6 protein-coding genes, 21 tRNA genes and 3 rRNA genes are annotated in these 17,316 nt (G+C 44.9%); 28 read left to right on the top strand and 2 right to left on the bottom strand.

What is annotated here, in order from left to right; genetic code table 11:
• Window positions 1-191: 191 nt before the first annotated feature.
• Window positions 192-264, bottom strand: a tRNA-Ala gene (locus tag BSM4216_RS12435).
• Between the two features lie 149 nt (window positions 265-413).
• Complete coding sequence (locus BSM4216_RS12430) at window positions 414-1,100, bottom strand: MgtC/SapB family protein (RefSeq protein ID WP_156179292.1); 687 nt, start codon at window positions 1,098-1,100, stop codon at window positions 414-416.
• A gap of 869 nt (window positions 1,101-1,969) precedes the next feature.
• Here BSM4216_RS12430 and BSM4216_RS12425 point away from each other — a divergent pair.
• The 28 genes from BSM4216_RS12425 to BSM4216_RS12290 all read left to right on the top strand — a co-directional run bounded on the left by BSM4216_RS12425 (window position 1,970) and on the right by BSM4216_RS12290 (window position 16,981).
• Window positions 1,970-3,524, top strand: a 16S ribosomal RNA gene (locus tag BSM4216_RS12425).
• Window positions 3,525-3,659: 135 nt separating this feature from the next.
• Window positions 3,660-6,592, top strand: a 23S ribosomal RNA gene (locus BSM4216_RS12420).
• Between the two features lie 76 nt (window positions 6,593-6,668).
• A 5S ribosomal RNA gene (gene rrf / locus BSM4216_RS12415) occupies window positions 6,669-6,784 on the top strand.
• The 16S, 23S and 5S rRNA genes sit together here with 20 tRNA genes alongside, the layout of an rRNA operon.
• A gap of 6 nt (window positions 6,785-6,790) precedes the next feature.
• A tRNA-Val gene (locus tag BSM4216_RS12410) sits at window positions 6,791-6,866 on the top strand.
• A gap of 10 nt (window positions 6,867-6,876) precedes the next feature.
• A tRNA-Thr gene (locus tag BSM4216_RS12405) sits at window positions 6,877-6,952 on the top strand.
• 121 nt (window positions 6,953-7,073) lie between these two features.
• Window positions 7,074-7,146: transfer RNA gene (locus tag BSM4216_RS12400), tRNA-Lys, on the top strand.
• 6 nt (window positions 7,147-7,152) lie between these two features.
• Window positions 7,153-7,234, top strand: a tRNA-Leu gene (locus BSM4216_RS12395).
• A 9-nt stretch (window positions 7,235-7,243) separates the two neighbouring features.
• Window positions 7,244-7,318, top strand: a tRNA-Gly gene (locus tag BSM4216_RS12390).
• A 7-nt stretch (window positions 7,319-7,325) separates the two neighbouring features.
• A tRNA-Leu gene (locus tag BSM4216_RS12385) sits at window positions 7,326-7,411 on the top strand.
• Between the two features lie 7 nt (window positions 7,412-7,418).
• Window positions 7,419-7,495, top strand: a tRNA-Arg gene (locus BSM4216_RS12380).
• A gap of 2 nt (window positions 7,496-7,497) precedes the next feature.
• Window positions 7,498-7,571 (top strand) — tRNA-Pro (locus BSM4216_RS12375).
• Window positions 7,572-7,587: 16 nt separating this feature from the next.
• Window positions 7,588-7,663 (top strand) — tRNA-Ala (locus BSM4216_RS12370).
• A 22-nt stretch (window positions 7,664-7,685) separates the two neighbouring features.
• Window positions 7,686-7,759: transfer RNA gene (locus tag BSM4216_RS12365), tRNA-Met, on the top strand.
• A gap of 6 nt (window positions 7,760-7,765) precedes the next feature.
• Window positions 7,766-7,842, top strand: a tRNA-Ile gene (locus BSM4216_RS12360).
• A gap of 9 nt (window positions 7,843-7,851) precedes the next feature.
• Window positions 7,852-7,944: transfer RNA gene (locus BSM4216_RS12355), tRNA-Ser, on the top strand.
• A gap of 20 nt (window positions 7,945-7,964) precedes the next feature.
• A tRNA-Met gene (locus BSM4216_RS12350) sits at window positions 7,965-8,038 on the top strand.
• Between the two features lie 31 nt (window positions 8,039-8,069).
• Window positions 8,070-8,145: transfer RNA gene (locus BSM4216_RS12345), tRNA-Phe, on the top strand.
• Window positions 8,146-8,178: 33 nt separating this feature from the next.
• Window positions 8,179-8,254, top strand: a tRNA-His gene (locus BSM4216_RS12340).
• Window positions 8,255-8,265: 11 nt separating this feature from the next.
• Window positions 8,266-8,339, top strand: a tRNA-Gly gene (locus BSM4216_RS12335).
• Window positions 8,340-8,352: 13 nt separating this feature from the next.
• A tRNA-Ile gene (locus BSM4216_RS12330) sits at window positions 8,353-8,426 on the top strand.
• 6 nt (window positions 8,427-8,432) lie between these two features.
• A tRNA-Asn gene (locus BSM4216_RS12325) sits at window positions 8,433-8,504 on the top strand.
• 14 nt (window positions 8,505-8,518) lie between these two features.
• A tRNA-Ser gene (locus tag BSM4216_RS12320) sits at window positions 8,519-8,611 on the top strand.
• A gap of 13 nt (window positions 8,612-8,624) precedes the next feature.
• Window positions 8,625-8,696 (top strand) — tRNA-Glu (locus BSM4216_RS12315).
• Between the two features lie 356 nt (window positions 8,697-9,052).
• On the top strand, window positions 9,053-11,053 hold the full coding sequence (gene glgB, locus BSM4216_RS12310; RefSeq protein ID WP_244878009.1) for a 1,4-alpha-glucan branching enzyme: 2,001 nt from the start codon (window positions 9,053-9,055) through the stop codon (window positions 11,051-11,053).
• Window positions 10,995-12,068 carry a glucose-1-phosphate adenylyltransferase gene (locus BSM4216_RS12305; RefSeq protein ID WP_244878008.1) on the top strand — a complete coding sequence of 358 codons (1,074 nt, stop codon included), beginning with the start codon at window positions 10,995-10,997 and terminating at the stop codon, window positions 12,066-12,068. The genes glgB and BSM4216_RS12305 overlap by 59 nt, the downstream gene beginning before the upstream one ends.
• Before the next feature lie 44 nt (window positions 12,069-12,112).
• Entirely contained in the window at window positions 12,113-13,141 is a 1,029-nt protein-coding gene (locus BSM4216_RS12300) for a GlgC family sugar phosphate nucleotidyltransferase (RefSeq protein WP_048623888.1), read from the top strand.
• Window positions 13,138-14,589 carry a glycogen synthase GlgA gene (glgA, locus tag BSM4216_RS12295; protein WP_048623887.1) on the top strand — a complete coding sequence of 484 codons (1,452 nt, stop codon included), beginning with the start codon at window positions 13,138-13,140 and terminating at the stop codon, window positions 14,587-14,589. Before BSM4216_RS12300 ends, glgA begins: the two co-directional genes overlap by 4 nt.
• The gene (locus BSM4216_RS12290) at window positions 14,576-16,981 is read left to right on the top strand and encodes a glycogen/starch/alpha-glucan phosphorylase (protein ID WP_048623886.1); all 2,406 of its coding nucleotides are present in this window, start codon (window positions 14,576-14,578) and stop codon (window positions 16,979-16,981) included. Before glgA ends, BSM4216_RS12290 begins: the two co-directional genes overlap by 14 nt.
• The last annotated feature ends 335 nt before the right edge of the window (window positions 16,982-17,316 follow it).

Genomic DNA, 17,316 nt, shown 5'->3' with positions numbered 1-17,316 from the left:
AAGGGAACTTAAGTAGAATCGATATTGAGGTAAATTGAATTTTTTTAGGTCTTCGTTGTCTTTATACGAACAGCATTCAAAGAGTGTTTGTTGAACAATCGTATAAAACTCCAATAAGCAAATAACAAAATGAATAAAAAAACAGTGCGGTTGCCATATGGTCAAACCGCACTAAATTCATGTTTTTATGATGGAGCATAGGGGGCTCGAACCCCTGACCTTCGCGCTGCCAGCACGACGCTCTCCCAGCTGAGCTAATGCCCCGTTTTTTTGTGACTCTTAAAACGAACAATTACATTATAATTATTTTGTTTTAAAAAGACAAGAGGTTTTTTATATTTTTTTATTCTTTCCATTGCTGCATTCATGGCGAAGAGGTCTTTGTTACACAACAATATAAGCGTCTAAAAAAACTAAAGACTTTCGATTTCCACGTTTTCCACTCCGGGAATTTCAGAAACAAAATAGTACAGTTGAGTAGTCCTTCTCCGGAAATCTACGGACACATTTAGTTCTAGGAGATGAGTATTTCCGTCTTTCAGGTCTTTAATATGAATATTGTCGATTGTAATTTTATCTTTTTGAATAATATCAATCACTTCTTGAATCTGTTCTTTATTTTTAATGGTCATTTTGAGCAATACTTCTTTTTCACGCAATTTTTTAGGCCCAATCACAAGAAAAACAAGGGGAATTATTTCTACGCTGATGATCAGTAAAACAACGCCAGCAATCGCTTCAACGTAAAATCCGGCTCCGACTGCAATTCCAATCCCGGCGGCACCCCAGATAATCGCAGCAGTTGTCAAACCTGATATACTGTCATTGCCTCTGCGCAAAATGACGCCCGCTCCTAAAAAACCAATCCCTGAAACAATTTGGGCTGCAAGACGGAGAGGATCCATCGTGATATTCACATCATGATTTGCGGGAAATACATAAGCAGACTCACTTGAAACGATCGTCAACAAGCAGCTGACGATCGATATAACCAAACTAGTTTTCAATCCGACCGGTTTTCTTTTTAATTCCCGTTCCAAACCAATGATTAGTCCTAATACTGCTGAAATGACAAGTTTCACTAATATATGAAAGTCCATCCAATCCATTCTCCTCATCCCTCCTTATCGAAATTTGGATCATTGGTATTTTCAATTCTTTTTTGGATTCTTTAAGCAATTTTAATTTTAATTTATTATGAAATTAAGTAAGTATCTTTATAAAATAAAATGAAGCTCTTATCGGCGTCAAGCATTTTGATTTAGAAATGAAGGAAGGATTGTTTCCTGTTTTTGCTCAAAAGCTTCATTTTCCGTTTCCGTCATAACCTAGAAGGGGCAAAGGCTAATTTGAACACTATTATTCTGATAAGTTATGTTTACAATCTGACGTTTATGACATGGAATTTTACAAATCACAAATTCCTATTCAATACAGCCTTCCAGTCCTCCTAAAGTAGAGACAGTTGATAGATGTTCTTTCGTATTTGGAGAGTCATCATATTATGAGTACACATTTCGTTTTGAACGGCTATTTTACGATGGTTGTTCCTATGTAGATAATTTTTTGTCTAGTTAAAAGGAGATTATGTACCAAATGGACTGAGTGAATAAAAACATTTTTACGATAAAATGAAAATGACCTATCTGTTTTTAAAGCAATATGGGATATTTTAAAAGTTAAAATGCATCATTTATTCGCCTAACCTAATTATTTAACGCCAAAAAGTAATGCAATATTGTATTCTTTTTTGACTTTAGAACAATGAAGAAAAATTTTTTTAAAAAAGTGGTTGCCAAGGGACTTTTTTCATGATATATTATTAATCGTCCGTTAGATACGGATGAAAAACTTGATGTTGATTTGAGTTTGTGATATAATAGAAAAGTCGCTTTTGATAGATCTTTGAAAACTGAACAAGACGAAGCGTAAACCAATGTTTCAATCGAAACAAGCCAAGTCAAATTTCTTTTTGGAGAGTTTGATCCTGGCTCAGGACGAACGCTGGCGGCGTGCCTAATACATGCAAGTCGAGCGGACTTTCAAGAAGCTTGCTTTTTGAAAGTTAGCGGCGGACGGGTGAGTAACACGTGGGCAACCTGCCTGCAAGACGGGGATAACTCCGGGAAACCGGGGCTAATACCGGATAATATCTTCCTTCGCATGAAGGAAGGTTGAAAGGCGGCGCAAGCTGCCGCTTGCAGATGGGCCCGCGGCGCATTAGCTAGTTGGTGAGGTAACGGCTCACCAAGGCGACGATGCGTAGCCGACCTGAGAGGGTGATCGGCCACACTGGGACTGAGACACGGCCCAGACTCCTACGGGAGGCAGCAGTAGGGAATCTTCCGCAATGGACGAAAGTCTGACGGAGCAACGCCGCGTGAGCGAAGAAGGTCTTCGGATCGTAAAGCTCTGTTGTCAGGGAAGAACAAGTACCGTTCGAACAGGGCGGTACCTTGACGGTACCTGACCAGAAAGCCACGGCTAACTACGTGCCAGCAGCCGCGGTAATACGTAGGTGGCAAGCGTTGTCCGGAATTATTGGGCGTAAAGCGCGCGCAGGCGGTCTCTTAAGTCTGATGTGAAAGCCCACGGCTCAACCGTGGAGGGTCATTGGAAACTGGGAGACTTGAGTGCAGAAGAGGAGAGCGGAATTCCACGTGTAGCGGTGAAATGCGTAGAGATGTGGAGGAACACCAGTGGCGAAGGCGGCTCTCTGGTCTGTAACTGACGCTGAGGCGCGAAAGCGTGGGGAGCGAACAGGATTAGATACCCTGGTAGTCCACGCCGTAAACGATGAGTGCTAAGTGTTAGAGGGCTTCCACCCTTTAGTGCTGCAGCTAACGCATTAAGCACTCCGCCTGGGGAGTACGGCCGCAAGGCTGAAACTCAAAGGAATTGACGGGGGCCCGCACAAGCGGTGGAGCATGTGGTTTAATTCGAAGCAACGCGAAGAACCTTACCAGGTCTTGACATCCTTCGCTACCTCTAGAGATAGAGGGTTCCCCTTCGGGGGACGGAGTGACAGGTGGTGCATGGTTGTCGTCAGCTCGTGTCGTGAGATGTTGGGTTAAGTCCCGCAACGAGCGCAACCCTTGACCTTAGTTGCCAGCATTCAGTTGGGCACTCTAAGGTGACTGCCGGTGACAAACCGGAGGAAGGTGGGGATGACGTCAAATCATCATGCCCCTTATGACCTGGGCTACACACGTGCTACAATGGATGGTACAAAGGGTCGCGAAACCGCGAGGTGGAGCTAATCCCAAAAAACCATTCTCAGTTCGGATTGCAGGCTGCAACTCGCCTGCATGAAGCCGGAATCGCTAGTAATCGCGGATCAGCATGCCGCGGTGAATACGTTCCCGGGCCTTGTACACACCGCCCGTCACACCACGAGAGTTTGCAACACCCGAAGTCGGTGAGGTAACCCTTACGGGAGCCAGCCGCCGAAGGTGGGGCAGATGATTGGGGTGAAGTCGTAACAAGGTAGCCGTATCGGAAGGTGCGGCTGGATCACCTCCTTTCTAAGGATATTCTTAAGTACGCTTTCGTTTTGTTCAGTTTTGAAGGATTTCATCCTTCCAAGTTGTTCCTTGAAAACTAGATAGAAAAAAGAAGCAGCATAAACCGAGTATCGCCATCTAGGATAAAACCAACATGGTTAAGTTAGAAAGGGCGCACGGTGGATGCCTTGGCACTAGGAGCCGATGAAGGACGGGACTAACTCCGAAAAGCTCCGGGGAGCTGTACGTAAGCGTTGATCCGGAGATTTCCGAATGGGGAAACCCGCTGCCCGTAATGGGGCAGCATCCTTGCCTGAATCCATAGGGTAAGGAAGGCAACCCGGGGAACTGAAACATCTAAGTACCCGGAGGAAGAGAAAGCAACAGCGATTCCCTGAGTAGCGGCGAGCGAAACGGGAACAGCCCAAACCAGAAGGCTTGCCTTCTGGGGTTGTAGGACACCAATGGTGGAGTCACAAAGGAACGAGGTAGACGAAGAGGTCTGGAAAGGCCCGTCAGAGAAGGTAACAACCCTGTAGTCGAAACTTCGTTCCCTCCCTGGTGGATCCTGAGTACGGCGGGACACGAGGAATCCCGTCGGAAGCTGGGAGGACCATCTCCCAAGGCTAAATACTCCCTAGTGACCGATAGTGAACCAGTACCGTGAGGGAAAGGTGAAAAGCACCCCGGGAGGGGAGTGAAAGAGAACCTGAAACCGTGTGCCTACAAGTAGTCAGAGCCCGTTTACGGGTGATGGCGTGCCTTTTGTAGAATGAACCGGCGAGTTGCGATCTCATGCGAGGTTAAGTCGGAAAGACGGAGCCGCAGCGAAAGCGAGTCTGAACAGGGCGCATGAGTATGGGGTCGCAGACCCGAAACCAGGTGATCTACCCATGTCCAGGGTGAAGGTGAGGTAACACTTACTGGAGGCCCGAACCCACGCACGTTGAAAAGTGCGGGGATGAGGTGTGGGTAGGGGTGAAATTCCAATCGAACTTGGAGATAGCTGGTTCTCTCCGAAATAGCTTTAGGGCTAGCCTCAAGGAAAGAGTCTTGGAGGTAGAGCACTGTTTGGACTAGGGGCCCTCATCGGGTTACCGAATTCAGACAAACTCCGAATGCCAGCGACTTATCCTTGGGAGTCAGACTGCGAGTGATAAGATCCGTGGTCAAAAGGGAAACAGCCCAGACCGCCAGCTAAGGTCCCAAAGTATACGTTAAGTGGAAAAGGATGTGGAATTGCTTAGACAACCAGGATGTTGGCTTAGAAGCAGCCACCATTTAAAGAGTGCGTAATAGCTCACTGGTCGAGTGATTCTGCGCCGAAAATGTACCGGGGCTAAACGTATCACCGAAGCTGCGGGTGGACACCTTCGGGTGTCCGCGGTAGGAGAGCGTTCTAAGGGCAGAGAAGCCAGACCGGAAGGACTGGTGGAGCGCTTAGAAGTGAGAATGCCGGTATGAGTAGCGAAAGAAGGGTGAGAATCCCTTCCACCGAATGCCTAAGGTTTCCTGAGGAAGGCTCGTCCTCTCAGGGTTAGTCGGGACCTAAGCCGAGGCCGACAGGCGTAGGCGATGGACAACAGGTTGATATTCCTGTACCACCTCTTTTCCGTTTGAGCGATGGGGGGACGCAGGAGGATAGGGTAAGCGCACTGCTGGATGTGCGTCCAAGCAGTAAGAGGGGCAGCGAGGCAAATCCCGTTGCCACTAACCTCAAGCTGTGACGGCGAGGGAAATATAGTACCGAAGTTCCTGATTCCACACTGCCAAGAAAAGCCTCTAGCGAGGAAAAAGGTGCCCGTACCGCAAACCGACACAGGTAGGCGAGGAGAGAATCCTAAGGTGTGCGAGAGAACTCTCGTTAAGGAACTCGGCAAAATGACCCCGTAACTTCGGGAGAAGGGGTGCTTTTTGGGGTGCATAGCCCCGAGAAGCCGCAGTGAATAGGCCCAGGCGACTGTTTAGCAAAAACACAGGTCTCTGCGAAGCCGTAAGGCGAAGTATAGGGGCTGACGCCTGCCCGGTGCTGGAAGGTTAAGGGGAGCGCTTAAAGCTTTGCTTGAAGGTGCGAACCGAAGCCCCAGTAAACGGCGGCCGTAACTATAACGGTCCTAAGGTAGCGAAATTCCTTGTCAGGTAAGTTCTGACCCGCACGAAAGGCGTAACGATCTGGGCACTGTCTCAACGAGAGACTCGGTGAAATTATAGTACCTGTGAAGATGCAGGTTACCCGCGACAGGACGGAAAGACCCCGTGGAGCTTTACTGCAGCCTGATATTGAATTTTGGTACAGCTTGTACAGGATAGGTAGGAGCCTTGGAAACCGGAGCGCCAGCTTCGGTGGAGGCGCCGGTGGGATACTACCCTGGCTGTACTGAAATTCTAACCCGCACCCCTGATCGGGGTGGGAGACAGTGTCAGGTGGGCAGTTTGACTGGGGCGGTCGCCTCCTAAAAGGTAACGGAGGCGCCCAAAGGTTCCCTCAGAATGGTTGGAAATCATTCGCAGAGTGCAAAGGCAGAAGGGAGCTTGACTGCGAGACCTACAAGTCGAGCAGGGACGAAAGTCGGGCTTAGTGATCCGGTGGTTCCGTATGGAAGGGCCATCGCTCAACGGATAAAAGCTACCCCGGGGATAACAGGCTTATCTCCCCCAAGAGTCCACATCGACGGGGAGGTTTGGCACCTCGATGTCGGCTCATCGCATCCTGGGGCTGTAGTCGGTCCCAAGGGTTGGGCTGTTCGCCCATTAAAGCGGTACGCGAGCTGGGTTCAGAACGTCGTGAGACAGTTCGGTCCCTATCCGTCGCGGGCGCAGGAAATTTGAGAGGAGCTGTCCTTAGTACGAGAGGACCGGGATGGACGCACCGCTGGTGTACCAGTTGTCTCGCCAGAGGCATCGCTGGGTAGCTATGTGCGGAAGGGATAAGTGCTGAAAGCATCTAAGCATGAAGCCCCCCTCAAGATGAGATTTCCCATTTCTTCGGAAAGTAAGATCCCTGAAAGATGATCAGGTAGATAGGTCCGAGGTGGAAGCGTGGTGACACGTGGAGCTGACGGATACTAATCGATCGAGGACTTAACCAAAAGAAAGCGCGAAATCGGTGAAACTGCTTCTTCTATCTAGTTTTGAAGGAACAATCGTTCCGACAACTACATACCGTCTGGTGGCGATGGCGAAGAGGTCACACCCGTTCCCATCCCGAACACGGAAGTTAAGCTCTTCAGCGCCGATGGTAGTGAGGGGATTCCCCTTGCGAGAGTAGGACGCTGCCAGGCGATGATGGAGGTTTAGCTCAGCTGGGAGAGCACTTGCCTTACAAGCAAGGGGTCGGCGGTTCGATCCCGTCAACCTCCACCATACATAACGAGCCGGCTTAGCTCAATTGGTAGAGCAACTGACTTGTAATCAGTAGGTTGTGGGTTCAAGTCCTACAGCCGGCACCATTTTGATTTGGATCGCTAGATCAATCGGAAAATAATAATATTTGAGAAACGTGTCGGGTTTACCACCCAATCAGATGATCCAGATTCCTAAATACAGCAATTGACCATTCAAATTTGTTATGAGCCATTAGCTCAGTCGGTAGAGCATCTGACTTTTAATCAGAGGGTCGGAGGTTCGAATCCTCCATGGCTCACTTTATGCGGGTGTGGCGGAATTGGCAGACGCACCAGAATCAGGGTCTGGCGCCGCAAGGCGTGGGGGTTCGAGTCCCTTCACCCGCACATGTAAATGCGGAAGTAGTTCAGTGGTAGAACACCACCTTGCCAAGGTGGGGGTCGCGGGTTCGAGTCCCGTCTTCCGCTCCATTATCATGCCGGGGTGGCGGAATTGGCAGACGCACAGGACTTAAAATCCTGCGGTGGGTGACCACCGTGCCGGTTCGAGTCCGGCCCTCGGCATTCATTTGCGCCCATAGCTCAATTGGATAGAGCGTCTGACTACGGATCAGAAGGTTAGGGGTTCGACTCCTCTTGGGCGCGCCATACGGGAAGTAGCTCAGCTTGGTAGAGCACATGGTTTGGGACCATGGGGTCGCAGGTTCGAATCCTGTCTTCCCGATTGAAATAAAAGTAATGGGGCCTTAGCTCAGCTGGGAGAGCGCCTGCTTTGCACGCAGGAGGTCAGCGGTTCGATCCCGCTAGGCTCCACCAATTACAAGTTTATATGACATATGGCGGTGTAGCTCAGCTGGCTAGAGCGTACGGTTCATACCCGTGAGGTCGGGGGTTCGATCCCCTCCACCGCCATTTAAAGGACCTTTAGCTCAGCTGGTTAGAGCAGACGGCTCATAACCGTCCGGTCGTAGGTTCGAGTCCTACAAGGTCCACCATTCATTCGTGGAGGAGTACCCAAGTCTGGCTGAAGGGATCGGTCTTGAAAACCGACAGGCGGGTTACACCGCGCGGGGGTTCGAATCCCTCCTCCTCCGCCATTCTGAATGATGATTATCGTCGCGGGGTGGAGCAGTTCGGTAGCTCGTCGGGCTCATAACCCGAAGGTCGCAGGTTCAAATCCTGCCCCCGCAATTGCTTTTCCTTCTTAGAATTTAAATATTTTGGCTCGGTAGCTCAGTCGGTAGAGCAAAGGACTGAAAATCCTTGTGTCGGCGGTTCGATTCCGTCCCGAGCCACCATTTTTGCCCATTGATTCTCATGTAATGTTTATGGCGGCTATGGCGAAGTGGTTAACGCATCGGATTGTGGCTCCGACATTCGTGGGTTCGATTCCCACTAGTCGCCCCATTGCAGTGTTCGCGGGTGTAGTTTAGTGGTAAAACCTCAGCCTTCCAAGCTGATGTCGTGGGTTCGATTCCCATCACCCGCTCCAATTCGTTCAGCATGGGCCTGTAGCTCAGCTGGTTAGAGCGCACGCCTGATAAGCGTGAGGTCGATGGTTCAAGTCCATTCAGGCCCATTTTGTTCCGCAGTAGCTCAGTGGTAGAGCAATCGGCTGTTAACCGATCGGTCGTAGGTTCGAATCCTACCTGCGGAGTCATTTTTGTATAAGGAGAAGTACTCAAGTGGCTGAAGAGGACGGTTTGCTAAACCGTTAGGTCGCAAATATGCGGCGCGCGGGTTCGAATCCCGCCTTCTCCACCATTTATATGAATATGGCCCGTTGGTCAAGTGGTTAAGACACCGCCCTTTCACGGCGGTAACACGGGTTCGAATCCCGTACGGGTCACTCTGAAAAATCGGCAGCATGTTGCCGATTTTTTTGTCTTATCTCCTATTCGTTTTTAGCCGCAGTGTTAAAGCCACTGCGGTTTTTTTATGTTCATATGAGTTTGAACCTCCATATATCTGTTAAGCACATAAATGCTCCCATATGGAAGATATAAAGACTATAAGATGTACTGTTAAAATGAAGTCTTTCCCTCTTTGACGCCTGTATCATTAGAAGCCCTTACATGCTAGACAACATTTTCCCGTGGTGAAATGGTTTGGATTTTGTCAGAAAACAGTGAAAAGTTATAAAAGGAGTTCTCTCTCTAACAGCAGAATTTAATCATGACACTAATTGGAGGAGGGGATACTTTTATGTCTGCATCTGCCCCTACGGATATGGATCATTATTTATTTCATGAAGGAAAACATTTTCATTGTTACGGTCTTTTTGGTGCACACATCCGAAAACGCCATGGTAAGGAAACGACAGAATTTTGTATTTGGGCCCCAAATGCAGTGGAAGTAAGGCTGATGGGTACTTTTAATGGATGGAATGGTGAGGGATACCGTTTGGAGCGTACCGGTCCGGATGGTATATGGTTCCTGTCAGTGAACGGAAATTTGGAAGGAGAGCTATATAAATATGAAATAACGACCCGGGACGGAGAACGTTTTTTGAAAACCGATCCATATGCTTTTTATACGGAAAAGCGTCCGAGAACCGCAGGGATTATTTATTCGTTGAACGACTATAAGTGGCATGATGAATCATGGCTGTTGGAAAAAGAAAAAAAGAGATTATATGACGAGCCCATGTTCATATATGAGGTTCACCTTGGAACGTGGCGAAAGAAAGAAAACGGTGATTTTTATTCTTACAAGGAATTAGCGGAAACTTTAATTCCGTATGTAAAAGAACAAGGATTTACTCATATTGAAATAATGCCGATAACCGAGCATCCATTTGATCTATCTTGGGGATATCAAACAACGGGCTACTACGCCGTGACAAGCCGATACGGAACCCCGCATGATTTTATGTATTTTGTAGATTGCTGCCATCAACACGGATTAGGGGTTATTTTAGATTGGGTCCCAGGTCATTTTTGCAAGGACGCTCATGGTCTGTCAAAATTTGACGGGAGTTTTTTATATGAATACGAACATGAATGGGATAGGGAAAATTATGTATGGGGAACAGCTAATTTCGACTTAGCTAAAAAGGAAGTTCACAGTTTTTTAATTTCCAATGCGTTATTTTGGCTAGATATTTATCATATAGATGGTTTTAGGATCGATGCCGTTGCGAACCTTCTCTATTGGCCAAACCGCCATGAAAATCAGTTGAATTCTTTTGGAGTTGAATTTTTGAAAAAGCTGAATGAATCGGTCTTTCAGTATGATGAAAATACGCTGATGATTGCAGAAGATTCTACGGACTTTCCTCTTGTTACTTCTCCTGTTTATTGCGGTGGTCTTGGATTTAATTACAAATGGAATATGGGATGGATGAATGATGTTCTTACCTACATGGAATTAGGATTTGAGGAACGTTCTCATTATCATTCTCTTATTAGTTTTTCTTTGATTTACGCTTTTTCTGAAAATTTCATTTTGCCTTTCTCCCATGATGAAGTTGTGCACGGCAAGAAATCACTGTTGGATAAAATGCCCGGAGACTATTGGCAAAAGTTTGCCCAGCTTCGCCTGTTAATAGGGTATATGGCGGCTCATCCTGGGAAAAAACTGTTGTTTATGGGCACTGAGCTGGCCCCATTTTCCGAATGGAAAGATCGGGAACAGTTAGATTGGCATTTGAGTCAATATGAGCTTCATGCGAAATTCCAACATTTCTCGAAAACACTGCTCTCCTTATATAAAAAAGAGACTCCTCTTTTTCAACTAGATCATTCCTCTGAAGGATTTGAATGGATTGATGTTCATAATTACAGCCAAAGCATCTTTTCATTTATACGGAAAGACAAAGATGGGAATCTACTTATCGTGATTTGCAATTTCAGAGAGTTTGTGTACGAGAAATATAAGGTAGGAGTGCCCTTTTTGGGAACCTATAAAGAGATTTTGAACAGCGATAGTGAGGAGTTTGGCGGCTCAGGAAGGGTGAATCATAGGCCATTATCGGCGAAAAAAGGGATGTATCATGGCAAACCCGCGTACATAGAATTAATCATACCACCTTTTGCAGTTCTTTATTTAAAACCGGAAACGCTTGAAAGGAAGGAATCAATCGATGGCAAAAGAAAAATGTGTTGCTCTAGTGCTAGCGGGAGGTCAGGGGACCAGGCTGTCCGCGTTGACCAAACAACTGGCAAAACCGGCCGTTCCGTTCGGCGGAAAGTATCGGATCATTGATTTTACTTTGAGCAATTGCTCGAACTCGGGAATTAATACGGTGGGGGTGCTTACCCAATATCAGCCGTTAGTCTTAAACTCTTATATCGGCATCGGAAGCGCCTGGGATCTTGACCGCAAAAACGGAGGAGTGACGGTTTTGCCCCCGTACAGCGAATCATCGACGATGAAATGGTATTCGGGAACAGCTAGTGCCGTTTATCAAAATCTTAATTATTTGCGGCAATATGATCCGGAATATGTATTGATTTTGTCAGGAGACCATATTTATAAAATGGATTACTGCAAAATGCTCGAGTTTCATATTGAAAAGGGTGCAGAGGCGACGATCTCCGTAATCGAAGTGCCATTGAAAGAAGCAAGCCGGTTTGGAATTATGAATACAAATGAAAAAATGGAAATAACCGAATTCGAAGAAAAACCTAAGATTCCAAAAAGCAATTTGGCATCTATGGGAATTTATATTTTTAATTGGGATTTGTTGCAAGATTGTTTAGAAAAAGATAATCAAGATCCTTTATCAAGCCATGATTTTGGAAAAGATATTATTCCGACTCTTTTACGCAAGCGGAGACGTCTTTACGCCTATCCATTTTCGGGGTATTGGAAAGATGTTGGTACGGTTCAAAGTTTATGGGAAGCGAACATGGATTTGCTGGAAGAAGAATGTGGATTAAACATTTTTGATCAATCATGGAGAATTTACTCTGTAAATCCAAACCAGCCTCCGCAATCGATTGGCGAACATGCCGTTATACAGGACTCATTAGTGAATGAAGGGTGCGTCGTGGATGGATATATTCATCATTCGGTTTTATTCCAAGGAGTAGTCGTCGACGAAGAGTCCTATATAAAAGATTCTGTCATTTTGCCCAACACGAAGATAGGAAAATATTGCACGATTGAACGGGCCATTGTTACTTGTGATTTGCCGGAACATACGGAAATCCGCGGTTATGATTTCATGGAAATTCCATTGATTACACAAGATAATCTACAGCAATGGATTGCTTAAAATTGAAAATGAAAATAGAGAATAATAAATAGGGAGGGGATCGATTGAAAGCTTCTTTGCTTGGTGTCATTGATGCAACCACTTATTTTGATTCTATGGAGGAACTGCTAACCCATCGTTGTTTAGCAGCCGTTCCGTTCGCGGGGCGCTATCGCTTGATCGATTTTATTCTTTCCAATATGGTGAATTCGGGAATCGAGAGTGTGGCCATTTTTCCGCGATTTCAGTTCCGTTCCTTAATGGATCATTTAGGATCGGGAAAGGAATGGGATTTAAACCGTAAAAGAGATGGGCTCTTTTTCTTTCCATCACCAGGTTTAGAAGTTATGGAAGAGGGGATTGGATCGTTTAGTCATTTTGCCCATCACATGGATTATTTTGACCGAAGCCAGCAACAATATGCATTAATCAGCAATTGCTTTACGGTTTTTAACATGAACTTTGAACCGATCTTAAATCGATTTATAAATGAAAATTGTGATATTATGATGATTTCCCACCATGGACAATCTATGGATATGTACCTTGTGAAGAAGTCTTTGTTAGTTCAATTGATACAAACAAGGAAAATAACAGGATATCGATGCATGCAGGATGTGGTGGAAGATCAAAATAGTCGTTTGACAATATGCCTGTACGAATATGAAGGATTTGTGAAAAAAATTACTTCGATTGCTTCATACTATCAAGCGAGCATGGATGTGTTGGAACGAGACAATTGGTCAGCATTGTTTAAGGACGGCCAGCCGATCTTTACAAAAGTGAAAGATGAGCCGCCGACAAAATATACGAAATCGGCTATTGTCAAAAATTCGATTATTGCTAATGGCTGTGTCATTGAGGGAACGGTCGAGAATAGTGTGATTTTTCGCGGCGTCAAAATAGAAAAAGGTTCGGTCATAAAGAACAGCATTATTATGCAAAAATCCCAAATCGGCAAGGATTGTCATTTGAATGGAGTCATTGTCGATAAAAATGGCCAAATTAAGAACGGTGTATCTTTGGAAGCTCGGAATGGGTTCCCGATTGTCTTGCCAAAAGGCGCAAAACAAGGAGAGTTGATGAAGTCTTGAAAATATTATTCGTTGTATCGGAATGTGTGCCTTTTATCAAGTCAGGAGGATTGGCAGATGTGGCGGGATCATTGCCAAAAGAATTGAAAAGGTTCGGCAATGATGTTCGCGTCATTCTTCCCAAATACGGCAATATAGAGGGTCGTTGGAAATCGCAAATGACAAAAGAGGCGGAATTGACGGTTTCGGTCGGATGGAGAAATCAATATTGCGGAGTGGAACGGTTAGAATACGATGGAGTCATTTATTATTTTATCGATAATGAATATTATTTTAAAAGAGAGGGCCTGTATGGCTATTTCGATGACGGGGAACGATTTTCTTTTTTTACAAGAGCGGTTTTGGACAGTTTGGCCGCTTTGAATTTTTATCCAGAAATTCTTCATTGTCATGATTGGCATGCCGGAATGATTCCGTTTATGTTACGGATGGAGCATCAACATCGACACGGATATGAATTGATCCGAACCGTCATGACCATTCATAATCTTCAATTCCAAGGAATTTTCCCTAAAACCGTGCTCACTGATTTGCTCGGGTTGAAAGAGGAGCATTATCACCCTTCATTAACCGAATTTTTCGGCAATATTAATTTCCTGAAAGCGGGGCTTGTATCTGCTGATTGGATCACAACGGTTAGTCCGACTTATCGCGAGGAATTTCTAACCCCTTATTTCGGCGAGAAGCTTCACGGAGTATTAAATAGTCGAAAAGAACAGATAACGGGCATACTGAACGGAATAGATGAATCGATTTATGATCCTCGTCATGACCCGTATATCGAACCTTATTCGGAAGAAGATCTAAGTGGAAAAAAAGAAAATAAGAAGCGCCTTCAAGAACAGCTTCATTTAAACGTGGAGGAACATATTCCTGTTATAGCGATTATTTCGAGATTGACAAAACAGAAAGGGCTGGATCTGGTCAAATGTGTTTTTCATGAGATCATGCAAGAGAATGTCCAATTGATTGTACTGGGTACGGGAGAAGCAGAATTCGAACGATTTTTTGCCGAAATGGAAAACCTTTATCCTAAAAAAGTCAAAGCCATTCTGGAATTTAACGAGGAAATGGCCCATCGGATTTATGCGGGGGCGGACCTATTTTTAATGCCGTCGAAATTTGAACCGTGCGGATTAGGGCAAATGATCGCGATGAAATACGGTACTCTTCCTATAGTACGGGAAACAGGCGGACTTAACGATACGGTTCAATCTTATAATGAGTTCACGAAAGAAGGGAACGGGTTCTCGTTTCGAAATTTCAATGCACATGATATGCTGTATACCATTCGGAGAGCACTGTCTTTTTATCGACAGCCTGACATTCGGTATGAAATGGTTAGACAGGCGTTAGCTGCTGATAACAGCTGGTCTCATTCTGCTTATCAATATAATGAAATGTATGCCGATTTGCTAGCTGGGAGGGAAAGCCATGTTTTCTACTAAAGCAGAGTTTAAGGAAGCATTTTTAAACCGAGTTGAAAGAACGTCTGGAAAAAGTTTTGCGGATACAACACCTTCGGATCAATTTCAAACATTGGGAAACATGGTGCGGGAGTATATTAGCCTTAATTGGATTCGAACGAATGAACATTATCGTTCTCATCGTCAAAAACAGGTGTACTATTTGTCCATTGAATTTCTTCTTGGAAAGCTTCTTGGACAAAATTTATTAAATGCCGGGATTTATGACCTCGTAAAAGAGGGACTTTCAGAGCTGGGGATTCAACTTTCCGAGTTGGAAGAAATAGAAATGGATGCAGCTCTGGGGAATGGCGGTCTTGGGAGGCTGGCCGCCTGCTTTCTTGATTCGCTTGCAACGCTTGATTTACCTGGACATGGGCTTGGCATTCGCTATAAATACGGCCTTTTTGAACAAAAAATGGTCAATGGCTATCAAGTTGAACTGCCGGAGCAATGGTTGAAGCATGGGCATGTCTGGGAAGTGAGAAAAGCCGATTTAACGATGGAAGTTCCCTTTTGGGGAAGAGTAGAAACGGAGAATGATAATGGAAGGTTGACATTCCATCAATTGGATGCTGAATATGTATCAGCTGTACCATACGATATTCCCGTTATTGGCTATAAACGAAAAACCGTAAATACTTTAAGGCTGTGGAGCGCTGAACCGTCTCGATATATGCCCAATAAAGATGTGATGAAGTATAAGAAAGATACAGAGGCGATTTCAGAATTTCTTTATCCCGATGATGCTCATGATGAAGGAAAAATTTTGCGTTTGAAGCAGCAATACTTTCTTGTTTCGGCGAGCATTCAATCGATTGTAAAAAATTATCTTTCCCAGCATAAACAGATTCGGGATTTTCATCGCTATACGGCCATACATATTAACGATACCCATCCTGCTTTGGCGATTCCTGAACTGATGAGGATTTTAATGGACAAACTAGGATTAGGATGGGATGAAGCATGGCATATTACGTCCCATACTTTTTGCTATACGAATCATACTACGTTGTCAGAAGCTCTTGAACGTTGGCCTGTCCGTCTTTTTCAGCCGCTGTTGCCGCGAATTTATATGATTGTTCAAGAAATAAATGAACGTTTTTGTCAACAGCTTTGGGAAAAATATCCGGGAGATTGGGAACGGATTGAGAAGATGGCCATTATTTCGTACGGGGAAGTCCGAATGGCTCATTTGGCGATTTCCGGAAGCTATAGTGTAAATGGAGTGGCCAAACTTCACACAGAAATTTTGAAAAAAAGGGAAATGAAACGGTTTTATGAATTCCAGCCGGAAAAGTTTAACAATAAAACGAATGGAGTGACTCATCGGACATGGCTGTTAAAAGCGAATCCCGAGTTATCCTACTTAATAACGGAATCGATTGGAAACAGCTGGATCAGAGAACCGGAAAAATTAAGCTTATTGAAACAATATGAGGACGATTGGCTGTTTTTAGAACAATTGAAGAAAGTAAAAGCGGCCCGCAAAGAAATATTGGCTGAAAGAATTTGGAAACAAAATGGGATCAAAGTCGACACCCATTCTATTTTTGATGTCCAAGTGAAACGTCTTCATGCCTATAAAAGACAGCTGCTGAATATTCTTCATATTCTTTATTTGTATAACCGCATCCGAGAAGATTCCACTTTTTCTATTTATCCGCGAACTTTTATTTTTGGCGCGAAAGCATCTCCGGGTTACTATTATGCGAAACGAATTATTAAGCTGATCCATTCTTTAGCTGAAATCGTGAATAACGATCCTATTGTCAATCGGTTCATCAAAGTGATATTTCTTGAAAATTACCGTGTTTCGCTTGCAGAAGAAATCATTCCTGCAGCCGATATAAGTGAACAAATTTCTACAGCCAGCAAAGAAGCTTCAGGCACTGGAAATATGAAATTTATGATGAACGGGGCCATTACAGTCGGGACGATGGATGGGGCTAATATTGAGATGTTGGAGCGAGTTGGTTCGGAATCCATTTTGATTTTTGGTTTGACATCGGAAGAAGTGATGAAATTTGAAAAAGAAGGCGGCTATTATTCCCGTGAATATTACCACCATGACAAGCGTATCAGGTGGGCGGTGGATCGGCTGGTTGATGGTCTATTGCCTGATTCCGAACAGTTCGAAGTGATTTATGATTCTTTGCTTGAAGGAAATGATCAGTATTTTGTGTTAAAAGACTTTTCTCCTTATGTGGCGATACAAGAAAAAGCAGGATACCTCTATGAAAAAGAACAAGAGCGTTGGTTGCGAATGATGGTTCAAAACATCGCGCAGTCGGGATATTTTTCCAGCGACAGGACCGTTCAAGAATACGCCAAAGAGATATGGAAGATTGGAAAATATGAAAATCGAGACTAATCCGACTTTTCGCCAATGGAACTTTTAGTTTGAATAAGCCTATGTTCGGCGGGCGCCTTTTCAGCAAGAATAAAAGCAGCTTTATGGGACTGTTATATTGTTTTCCCCGGCTCCCGCCATTGGCATTCAGCCATTCACTTCTTGGATCCATCCCCTCGTTGATTTTAAAAACCCCTTTCCATCCTTGCGGGCGACAATGCTCATCATCCAGACATCTATTTTTGTACAAAGAAAAAACCTGTCCTCATTAGGGACAGGTCAGACTGTCGACAAATCCGAAAAAACCGGATTTGCCGACAGTCTTTTTTTGTATAATTAAGATACCGTAATGAATT

Source organism: Bacillus smithii (assembly GCF_001050115.1).
Taxonomy (GTDB): Bacteria; Bacillota; Bacilli; order Bacillales; family DSM-4216; genus Bacillus_O; species Bacillus_O smithii.
This window is presented reverse-complemented; position numbering and strand designations above follow the sequence as displayed.

Excerpts from the sequence above, each read along its gene's own strand:
- BSM4216_RS12430 (WP_156179292.1), bottom strand. The coding sequence starts at position 1,100 with ATGGACTTTCATATATTAGTGAAACTTGTCATTTCAGCAGTATTAGGA.
- BSM4216_RS12290 (WP_048623886.1), top strand. The coding sequence starts at position 14,576 with ATGTTTTCTACTAAAGCAGAGTTTAAGGAAGCATTTTTAAACCGAGTT.
- glgB (WP_244878009.1), top strand. The coding sequence starts at position 9,053 with ATGTCTGCATCTGCCCCTACGGATATGGATCATTATTTATTTCATGAA.